Origin of the sequence: Shewanella olleyana (assembly GCF_023283825.1) — a bacterium.
Classification (GTDB): domain Bacteria; phylum Pseudomonadota; class Gammaproteobacteria; order Enterobacterales; family Shewanellaceae; genus Shewanella; species Shewanella olleyana.
In genome coordinates this window covers 83,598-94,450 of the sequence record NZ_JAKILD010000021.1, presented here as the reverse complement: position 1 = coordinate 94,450, position 10,853 = coordinate 83,598, and the positions used below count along the sequence as shown (strand labels likewise).

At 39.3% G+C, this 10,853-nt stretch carries 6 protein-coding genes; 2 read left to right on the top strand and 4 right to left on the bottom strand.

Features of this window, described 5'->3' with window-relative positions; genetic code table 11:
* Window positions 1-152 precede the first annotated feature (152 nt).
* Window positions 153-2,738: a TonB-dependent receptor plug domain-containing protein gene (locus tag L2735_RS15310; protein ID WP_248985534.1), complete on the bottom strand. Its 2,586-nt coding sequence runs from the start codon at window positions 2,736-2,738 to the stop codon at window positions 153-155.
* A 469-nt stretch (window positions 2,739-3,207) separates the two neighbouring features.
* Here L2735_RS15310 and L2735_RS15305 point away from each other — a divergent pair, with 469 nt between their 5' ends.
* Window positions 3,208-4,806 carry an AMP-binding protein gene (locus L2735_RS15305; protein WP_248985533.1) on the top strand — a complete coding sequence of 533 codons (1,599 nt, stop codon included), beginning with the start codon at window positions 3,208-3,210 and terminating at the stop codon, window positions 4,804-4,806.
* A gap of 189 nt (window positions 4,807-4,995) precedes the next feature.
* Here the strand turns inward: L2735_RS15305 and L2735_RS15300 are convergent, their stop codons facing one another.
* Both L2735_RS15300 and L2735_RS15295 read right to left on the bottom strand, forming a co-directional pair.
* Window positions 4,996-6,795 carry an ABC transporter transmembrane domain-containing protein gene (locus L2735_RS15300; RefSeq protein ID WP_283104664.1) on the bottom strand — a complete coding sequence of 600 codons (1,800 nt, stop codon included), beginning with the start codon at window positions 6,793-6,795 and terminating at the stop codon, window positions 4,996-4,998.
* Window positions 6,796-6,968: 173 nt separating this feature from the next.
* A complete protein-coding gene (locus L2735_RS15295) occupies window positions 6,969-7,376 on the bottom strand; it encodes a hypothetical protein (protein WP_248985532.1) in 408 nt (135 codons plus the stop codon).
* A 192-nt stretch (window positions 7,377-7,568) separates the two neighbouring features.
* On the opposite strand from L2735_RS15295, the gene L2735_RS15290 reads away from it, so the two are divergent.
* On the top strand, window positions 7,569-8,702 hold the full coding sequence (locus tag L2735_RS15290; RefSeq protein WP_248985540.1) for a methyltransferase: 1,134 nt from the start codon (window positions 7,569-7,571) through the stop codon (window positions 8,700-8,702).
* Between the two features lie 967 nt (window positions 8,703-9,669).
* Here the strand turns inward: L2735_RS15290 and L2735_RS15285 are convergent.
* Window positions 9,670-10,410: a FadR/GntR family transcriptional regulator gene (locus L2735_RS15285; RefSeq protein ID WP_248985531.1), complete on the bottom strand. Its 741-nt coding sequence runs from the start codon at window positions 10,408-10,410 to the stop codon at window positions 9,670-9,672.
* Window positions 10,411-10,853: the final 443 nt, after the last annotated feature.

The window sequence follows — 10,853 nt, the reverse complement described above, 5'->3', positions numbered from 1 at the left end:
ATATTGTTGTGGACTAGGCTCTCGAAGCATGATGATAAACTTGGTTATTATCTGTACTTCTATTAGATCAAAGCCCTAGACGAATGTCTAGGGCTTTGTCAGCAGTCTGAGACTGCCTAAGCAGTCTTTTTTGTTCAAACCTTAAAATGCCTTTAGAACACGTAACTTAATTTACCGTAGTAAAATCCACCATTGTAATCAAATGGACCACTTTCATAGTAAACTGCACCTAGCTCGCCTTTGGTACCATCTTTAAGTTCTTGCGCTTTTTGGTCAAACAAGTTGTTAGCGCCAACAGACAGAGTCAACTGTTCAAACATGGTATAGCTCACTTCTAAGTCAATGGTGACAGCTGAATCCGCTGTTTCAGACCCCCAATCAGACGTGTCATCTGCATGAGTTGCATAGTACTCACCAAAGTAATTACCACGTAACGAGATACTTACGTCATCCCACGTTTGGCCCCATGTTAGCGTCGCACGATGTGCTGGAATACCGTCTTCTAAGCGGCGAACCTTACCTTCGTCAGTTGTATTAGGGTCAAACTTATCGACATTTGTGTCAGTCCAGCCATATGCAAGGCTAAACATAGTGTCACCGGCAAGTAACTCAGTTTCATATGAACCTACGATATCAACACCTTGAGTCGTTGTATCAAAATCATTGGTGTAATAAGTTACTGCAGAAATTAATTCAGGAAACTCAACACCTGCATCACGTAAGTCATCATAATCTTCAGGTTCAACCGCAATCTGGCTTGACTGAGCAATACGCCCTGTCACTTCAATGTTGTAGTAATCAACAGTTAAGAAGAAATCGTCATACTCAAACACAGTACCAATCGCATAGTTAACTGACTCTTCAGGCTCTAACACTTCACCGCCATAAAATGCCGCTAATGGATCCGTTGGAGGTGCAATAAAGGTCTGGATCAAATCACCATTAACAATCGAGGTTTGAGTGTTAACAACATTTTCTTGGCCTACAGTTGGCGCTCTAAACCCTGTACTGTGCGATGCACGCACTGATAAATAATCAGTGAATGAATATTGAGTTGAAATTTTATAATTTAACGTATCGCCAAAGGTTGAGAAATCTTCATAACGAAGTGCAACACCTAATAACCAGTCATCAGTTAAATAGGCTTCAACATCTGCATAGATACCAATATTACTACGGTCATTCTTACCCGCTGCTTCAGGACCAAACCCTTTAAAACCATGAGAACCAATATTAAAACCTTGATCAGCATACGGACCCGCTATCCAAGATGCTTCTTCCCCTTGGGTAATTTCAAATGACTCTTCACGCCATTCAAAACCTGTCGCAAAACTAATATCTTCAACTGAACCTAGAGTAAAGAAGCGAGAGAAATCCAAATTGACAGTGGTTTCTACTTGCTCATAAGCACCAGTATCAAAATCAGTTTGAGTATCTTCTGGATTAGCGGCTAGACCAAGTGAAGGGTTTAACGAGTTATATAAACTAAAGCTTGATTTGTTTGAGCCAGTGCCTGCACTTGCGTCATACATCCAGTCGCCAAACTCGCCTTCAACACCAGCAAAGAAAGACATATCTTCAATAGTACCAGCAAATTGTGGCGTGTAACCGCCTGGACGTACTTGGTTCATTGCAAAACAGTTAGCATCAGCTACCATTGCTGCATATGCAGCAGTATCTAGCACATTTCCATCGGAGCCATCTGCATTTTTGGGAATAGGTACTGCAGCACAAGTTGACTGGTCTCCATTGACCGCACCTACTAATAAGTTCTCACCACCATCAACTGAATAAACATTTCCGCGGTTATGGGGATTACGGTAATAGAAACCACCAATAGCCTCGCGTGAAGATACGTTACCAAAAGCATAAATACGATGCTTATCATTCAGGTCAAAACCTGCATTTACAAACACAGTATAATCATCATTAATTTCTGGGTTACCCCAAACTTGTGCAGGATCATTTACGTTGTCATTACCCTGGGCTATTAAGTTCGCCGCATCAGGACGTTGAACACTTCTACTGGTTGCATCAGCAGTTTTATATTGCGCACTGATATTAACGAAACCTGCATCTGTTAAAGGTAAGCCAATGTTGCCGTCTATCGTTGTAGTAGCACCATCACCTTCATAGTATTCACCTTGACTGATGCTAATTGAACCGCCTTCAGCGCTATCTTTTAACTGGAAATTCATCACACCAGCAATCGCATCTGAGCCATATTGCGCTGCAGCTCCGTCACGAAGCACTTCGACTTGCTTTAGTGCAATACTTGGAATAACTGAAATATCGGGGCCTTGGGCACCATCATTGATACCACCACCTTGGAAAGCAATGACAGAGGCTCGGTGGCGGCGCTTACCATTTACTAGAATCAAAGTACTGTCAGATGGTAAACCACGTAGGTTTACTGGACGCACAAGTGTTGCAGCATCACTAATAGGTTGTGCACGTGAGTTAAATGAGGGGACTGAGGTTACCAACATATCAATCATGTCAGTTGAGCCATTTTTTCTTAGATCATCAGCACTAATAATATCAACTGGTACCGGTGATTCACCCACTGAGCGAGGTGCTGCACGGCTACCAACAACGGCAATTTTTTCTACATTCTCTGCGACTTCTTCATCTTCTGCCATTGCTTGTGTAGATATAACAGAGCCAGCTAAAGCAACTGTTACGGCAAGACTTAGCGAATTTAAGCCAAACTTCCTTTTTTTAAGATTAGTCATCATTTGTGTCTCTTTATTATATTTATGCGCTTGTGACAGGTGTTTAAATCACACAAGTTGATTAAATTTCTGTCTCTCCCAAAATGAAGTAACTCCATTTGCAGTTACATTTCTATAACAAATAAAACCTAATTGCTAACAATTTCTATTATTAGTCAAAATAATCAACGGCTTTTGAACCAAGAATTAGATAATTAAACTAAAAAAACCACCTTACACCTCCTGAAGCAGTTTAATAACCTGCAATTAAGCGATAACTTAATTAGAAAGACCTAGGTAAATGTCCGTAACCAGTTTATAAAACCATCAATTGCACTTTAGTTGTATAAATAGCTGCCAAAATAAAATGGAGTAAAAACTCTATATTTATTAAAGCGATAATTGATAATTGTGTTGACCTTTTATACAAAACAGCACTAATCTAAACGCTCGTTTGATTACCTGTAAAAAATAAAAAAATAAGGTGGTAGACATGGCATATGATGCAGATACAAAGCTTGATCTAAACCAGTACCAGTCTCTGGTCGACTTAATCGAGCAAACTTGCCAACGTTATGGGGATAATGTGGCTTATGCCTGTTTAGGCAAACAAACCACATTTAGTGAAATTGAGCAGGCATCTCGTCAATTTGCTGCTTACATTCAAAACCAAAGCTCATTAGTTGCAGGTGATCGGATAGCTATTCAATTACCTAATATCACTCAATTTGTCATTGCAGCTTATGGGGCTATTCGAGCAGGGTTGATAATTGTTAATACCAACCCGTTATACACAGAGCGAGAACTCATACACCAATTCAATGATTCAGGTGCCAAAGCGTTAGTCGTGCTATCAGATCTGCTGCCTACGTTGAATAATGTCATTGAAAAAACCGATATCTCACTGGTTATTAGCACCCATGCTCTGGATTTAATCAACCCGCAGCCACAGCCTGAAACACCCTTTGCCAAAATCGAATTCAATCAGATGTTAGCTCTCGGTGATCAAGCAGAATACTCCCCCGTAAAACCTCAACAAACTGATTTAGCAGCACTGCAATACACAGGCGGCACCACAGGTTTATCTAAAGGTGCGATGCTGTCACACCGTAATATGTTAGCCAATTCAGCACAAGTTAAATCTCGTATTGCTAGCACCATGACACCAGGTAAAGATATTTTTGTTGCACCATTGCCGATTTATCACATTTACGCCTTTATGGTTAACCTAGTTCTCTATTTTGAGTCAGGTAGTTGCTCGGTATTAATTCCGAATCCACGTGATATTGGCGGGCTTATTAAAACCATGGCAAGTTATCCTTTTACTGGGTTTGCAGGCTTGAATACTTTATTTGTGGGTCTTTGTCATCAACCTGACTTTCAAGCACTCGATTTTAGTAAGTTAACCATTACTATCTCTGGCGGTACTGCTCTCACTAGTGCTGCTGCGGACGTTTGGCAAAAAACAACCGGCTGCATGATTTCAGAAGGTTATGGATTATCAGAAACGTCACCGGTTGTGAGCTTGAATGCACCAGGGTTCCAGCAACTTGGCACTATCGGCAAGCCAGTACTGGAAACAGATGTCAAAATACTGGGTATCAACGATGAAGAAGTCGCGCTAGGTGATGCAGGAGAGCTAGCCGTTAAAGGACCGCAAGTCATGCAAGGATATTGGGAAAAGCCTGAAGAAACTGCAAAAGTGATGACTGCTGACGGCTACTTTAAAACCGGTGATATTGCGGTAGCCACTGAAGAAGGGTTTCACAAAATAGTCGATCGTAAGAAAGACATGATTATCGTATCGGGCTTTAACGTTTATCCTAATGAAGTTGAAGATGTATTATCACAAAATGAGTTAATACTTGAATGCGCTGTAGTAGGTGTAGCCGATGATAAATCAGGTGAAGCGGTTAAGGCTGTCATAGTACTAAAAGAAGCATCAATAGATGAGGCTCAAACTAAACAGCTCATTTCTGATTATTGCCGCAGCCAATTAACCGCTTATAAGATCCCTCGCATTATTGAATTCACAGAGCAATTACCAAAAAGCACAGTGGGTAAAATTTTACGTCGCGAGCTTAGAACGTAATTCCCTTTGGTTATCCTAAGTGATTAAATCTAAGCGATTAAACTAATGTTTATACCAGTAATTAAACTAGGCTTTTAATTAGGAAATAAACTAGCAAAACAAGCTTAATTTTTTAAAGCAAAAACGCCGTTATCCTCTTTGGATAACGGCGTTTTTATCATATCGAGATTAACTCAAATAATGCTCAAGTTAACACTGCTCAGTCAGCAACTGCAAACTGGCAAACTCTTTATAAACATCACTGGATAGCATTAACTCTTGATGGGTGCCTTGTGCAACAACCTGCCCTTTCTCAAGCACAATAATACGGTCTGCATTAATCACTGTAGCCAGCCTATGAGCAATAATTAATGTGGTTCTGCCTGCCATTAAATTATCCAAGCCTTGTTTTACCTTAACTTCACTAACCGCATCTAAAGCACTAGTTGCTTCATCCAATAACAATATCGGTCTATCAGCTAATATGGCTCTGGCAATGGCTATTCGCTGTTTTTGGCCGCCCGATAACTTAACCCCGCGCTCACCAAGATAAGTATCATAGCCATCTGAAAGCTCTCTTATAAAGTCATCTGCTTTTGCCGTTATACATGCTTGAACCACTTCTTCTTTACTTGCATCGACTCGTCCGTAACGGACATTTTCAAATACATTGGTGGCGAAAATTACCGACTCTTGCGGGACTAACGCATATTGCTCCCTAAGCTGCTCTAAACTCAGCTTCGAAATATCAATATCATCTAACATCACCTTACCCGCTTTAGGCTGATAGAAGCGTAACAATAATTCAAACAAGGTGCTTTTTCCTGCGCCACTTTCACCAACCAAAGCTACCCTTTCACCCGCTTGAATACTGAGATTTATGCCCTTAATGACATCTTCTTTATTACTAGGGTAGGCAAAACGTAGTCCTTCAAGGCTGACATTGCCATTAACTTTAGCAGGTAACTCTAACGGCGAGATCTCTTGAGGAATATCAATAGGTGTGTGCACTAATTCGATTAACCTTTCAGCCGCACCTGACGCACGTTGTATTTCACTGAAAACTTCACTAATTGTTGCTACAGAACCTGCAGCCATCACCGCATAAAACATAAAGGCTGATAACTCACCTGCACTGATATTATTTTGCATCACATCTTGAGCACCAACCCAAAGCACCACAGCAATTGCTGCAATACTTAAAAACATCACTGACGATATTAAAATTGACCGATACAAAATACGCGCTTTTGCCGCTGTCATCACTGATTCAACTTGGAGATTAAAAACGCTTCTATCTTTACCCTCATGACCATAAGCTTGCACTGTATGTATCTCGTGCAATGTCTCATCGATATAGGCGCCTAAATCACCGACTTTATCTTGGCTCTTACGAGAATACTGACGTACTTTCTTACCCAAAAAAATCACTGGAATAAACACCATAGGCACAGCTAAAAGCACTAAACCTGTTAGTTTAAGGCTGGTAATGGCCATCATCACCATCGCGCCAAGTACTGTCACCGTTGAGCGAAAGGCCATCGATAAACTACTGCCAACCACACTTTGTAATAATGTGCTGTCTGCAGTAAAACGTGAAATGACTTCGCCTGTGCGCTGTTCGGCAAAAAAAGCAGGAGATAGATTTAATAGGTGGTTGTATACCGTTAATCTAATATCGGCAATCACTCGCTCACCAAGCCATGTCATTAAATAAAATCGACAAAAAACTGCGGTTCCACTAATTGCCGTGATACCTAGGATAAATAAAACAATTTCATTTAAACGCTCAGCATTGTCGGCAACAAAGCCTTCATCAACCATCATCTTTACGCCTTGACCCAATGACAACCATGCGAAAGAGCCGATAAACAAAAACACCACCGCCGCCAGTACTTTCATTCGATATGGTTTTAGAAACGTCATAATCCAAGCAAGTACAGAATGTTGAGGAGAAGCAGAAGGTGAAGATTTAATGTCTGCAGCTGGTGAGGAAGTATGTGTAGTCAAAATGAACTCTCATAAAAGCATAATATCAGCCACTAAATCACTGGCGAGCAGAGTTATTGGCTGATAGATGAGGTAAGAACAATAGAGCCTTAAAGCTTACTAAAATTCGATTAGTTAATGCCATATTAAGCTATGGCGACAAACAAAAAATCTATGTTAAATAGGCGTATCGCTTATTCTTTCACGCTAGAGTCAATGGTCTTCAGCGAGCGTAAAAATATCCCTAGCCCACCAACACTCAGGACTAAAATAACAATCAGGTCAAATGCACTCATATGACTGAAACGGAAATTAATTGAACTGATAACACCGAAAATTAGACCAACTAAAGAGCCAAAAGTTAGGATCCAGCCAAAAATATTCTTGGCGTTATAAAACATCAGCCCAATACCGAACATAAATGGGATCATAATCATCCCGCTGGTTAAGCCAATCCCACCGACATTGTAAAGGCTATGACTAAAACCAAAAGAGCTAGTGACTTTTATTGCTTTAAGTAACATATAAAAGCCACCACACATCATAATTAAGCCAATAAAAAATGACCCAATGCCGCCTGAGGTACCACCTGCACCGTTCATACAATTCCTTTGTAATAAATCAAGTTATCTATTAATTGATGGTACTCATTGACCACTTTAATAGCAAACCTAAGCACGATAACAATAAATCATTGATTCAGGCTGCTACCGATTAACTTACCTCGCACAATTCAAGCGAATCTGCGATAATTACCGGCTATTCATTGCGTACGTTTTAGGTAAAAAATAATGATTGTTAGTCAGTTTTCATGTGCAGGTATCGAATTAGATTTATACCGCTATCCCAAACAGCAAGATTCAAATCTTCAGGCATGGGACGCTGCTGACGAACATCTGATAAAACACATCGTAGACGAAGAAGTATTACCAACAAAAACGGCCATTATTAATGACAGTTTTGGCGCCCTACAGTGTGCAATAACTCGTATCGACGCTTCTTGGCCCCTAGCTGTCGAAACCGATGCCAAAACGGGTTTATTGGGCGCTCTACAAAATTTAACCGATAACCGCTTAGAGCAAGACAACATCATTCGCTTCAATAGCCGCGAATTATTACCTGTCGATACACAACTGGTTTTGATGAAGCTCCCTAAAAACCTGACTTATTTTGCTCATCAGCTACAACGCTTATCTCAGGTGTTACCAGCAGGAACCCAAGTACTTATTGGCGCTAAAGCTAAAAGTATCAATAAATCGCTACTTGCAATTATTGAGCAAAACCTTGGTCCTGCATCAGCAAGTTTAACCTGGAAAAAAACACGGGTTATCACTTGTGTAGCTGACGGGAAAGTACGCCCGAGTGTTAAAGAGGTGACTTGGTCAGTAAACGAATTAAACTTAACCATTAGCAACTTAAGTAATGTTTTTGCGGCAAATAAACTGGATATTGGCGCACGTATAATGCTCGATAATATGCCAAAAGGTGAATTTAATACCGTCATCGATTTAGGCTGTGGCAATGGTATTTTAGGCTTAAGAGCCGCTCAGCTTTATGCTAATGCGAATATTCACTTTGTTGATGACTCTGAAATGGCCGTGGCTTCCAGTCAGCATAACTGGCAACTTAATAAACTCCCAGCTGATTTAGGGCATTTTCACTGGGATGATTGCCTCACCCATTTAGACAGTGAAATCAGTGCTGACTTGGTACTGTGTAACCCTCCTTTTCACCAAGGTGAGGCTATAACAGATCATATTGCCTGGCAGATGTTCCTCGATGCTCGTAGAAGGCTTGCACCCGGTGGGCTATTACAAGTGGTTGGTAATCGTCACTTGTCATATCACATCAAACTCCAGCGGATATTTAAAAACTGTAAAACGGTTGCTTCTAACGGTAAATTCGTCATTCTACAGGCTCGTAAATAAGGCTATTTTCATTTTTTATTTGTTTTAAACAAGCCTCTCAATAAATCTTAAGCTAAGACTATGGGCTGGATAAACAGGCTCATAGCTCATAGCTCATAGCTCATAGCACTTAGCTTATAGCGCTTAAATAAGCGCTCTTAATTAAAATTACTCTGTTAGTCATTAATCTGTGTCGACCAAAAATCGTAAGCCTAAACAACACAAGTTAGATCATATCAACGCACCAACTGACTCCTTAATAGCCTTAACTATTACGCTCAAACTCTTCTTGCTTCCCCCTAACATAGAGCTGATCACACTTTTGTATAAAAATGGTCATAACCAACACGAAATTGGTAATACAACCAAGGCAAACTGGTTGACACCATATATATTTCAGCGCTATTGTGAACCATAACAAGGCTATAAAAATGGCAATTCACACCGAAATAGCAAGTAACAAACAGTTAACAATATTGTTTTTATAGATTGAATTTTAAATGCAAAAAACGCTGAAACACTCGCCAAATCAACATGAATTTTCTTGTGATTGGCTATAATTGTATTAATTTTAGGCTTGATACTTAATCATAAATCTATGTTGGCAGTGTTTAAAATCCACTTTGAAGTGTGATATTTAGGGTCAAAGCTACATTATTTATTTTAAACCTTGTAAGAATAATCAACGCATTAGATAGAGAATTATCAAAGATGAGCAATAGCTGTCAAAGCTGTGACTAAAATCTATTGTTTTAATCGGGTAAGTTCGTTCCAAATCATTCCCCCTCGATTGGAACAATGTAAAAAGGCCTCTCAATTGAGAGGCCTTTTTACATTTATAGAATTAAATAGCACATAATTTCAAAAACTTATTAAAAATCAATTTATAGTTATTTAGATAATAAAAAAGCCTTTCATGAAGAAAGGCTTTAATGTAAGTTGCTTGAACTTATTACTTACACTTATAAAGTCAGCGATAAAACGCTGGTTATCCTATACGGTTTACCAAATTATCAATCGAGTATAAATCACGTTTCTCACTATTTTTCCGACGAACTTCTTCTAAAGATTGCGCTTCTACCGTATCAAAAAGGACATTAATTAAACGGTTAAAATGCCTATGCATTGCAAGCCTAGCTTCTGATGCATCATTCGCTAACAATGCTTGGTAAATAGAAGTGTGTTCATCAAGGGTTTTCTTATTATCCTTGCTACAAACACTCGCATAGTCAGTAATAATTTTTTGACTTGAAGCACGAAGAGCCCATAAATTTTGAAACGATTTAATTAAGGCACCATTTCGCGTGGAGTTCGCAATAATTTGATGGAACATTTCATCCGCCTCTTCAACGTATGACTTATTCTCCATCATGATCAATGTCTTATTTAACTCAACCAATTCTTCTTCTGTGATAGTGTTAGCTGCAAGTGCTGCAATCTCACCTTCAACAAGCGCACGAGCTTGGGTAAGTTCAAATGCATTAATCTTATTCAATTGATCAGCTTTATTAGCAGAGTGTAAAACATATACACCAGAGCCTGTTTTAACTTCAATTTTCTCACGCACTTCCAGTGCAATTATTGCTTCACGAACTGTCGGTCGACTAACATCAAACTTTTCAGCCAACTCCCTTTCTGGAGGTAAACGACTTCCAGGAGTATATTCGCCGCTAGCAATAGACGCTTCGATCTCTTCTACGATGCGCCAAAACATACGCCTACTCTTCATCTTTGGTCCTTCAATGGTTAAAACCAATTTTCTTGTATTACTAACATAATATCTGTTTACCTAGTCAACGCAAATCCTATTTTGAAAATTAATTGTCCTAGAACAGATTTCATGTAAGCCCTGACTTGGTTAACAAAAGGTTATTGGTAATAACAATAGCACATATTTAGGAACTTGTTGGTAACATAAATTGGTTGACAAGATATGTGACCATTGGTTAATTTATAGTAGATGTGAATTAAATTTGAAAATCATGTTTAAAAGATTAGTTGTAAGAAAATTCCGTTATTAAAGCATCAAGTTCACTAAATTAAATGGAAAATTCATCAGAGCTACAAACAACGGTATATATAAGAACAAGAACAAGAACAAGAACAAGAACAAGAACAAGAAGATGAGCCTTAAATGGCAGTGAACAAAGGCAGTGGCTTATAACTATATCA

Bases quoted from the DNA above. Each gene is read 5' to 3' on its own strand.
- L2735_RS15310 (WP_248985534.1), bottom strand. From the start codon at position 2,738: ATGATGACTAATCTTAAAAAAAGGAAGTTTGGCTTAAATTCGCTAAGT.
- L2735_RS15305 (WP_248985533.1), top strand. From the start codon at position 3,208: ATGGCATATGATGCAGATACAAAGCTTGATCTAAACCAGTACCAGTCT.
- L2735_RS15295 (WP_248985532.1), bottom strand. From the start codon at position 7,376: ATGAACGGTGCAGGTGGTACCTCAGGCGGCATTGGGTCATTTTTTATT.
- L2735_RS15285 (WP_248985531.1), bottom strand. From the start codon at position 10,410: ATGAAGAGTAGGCGTATGTTTTGGCGCATCGTAGAAGAGATCGAAGCG.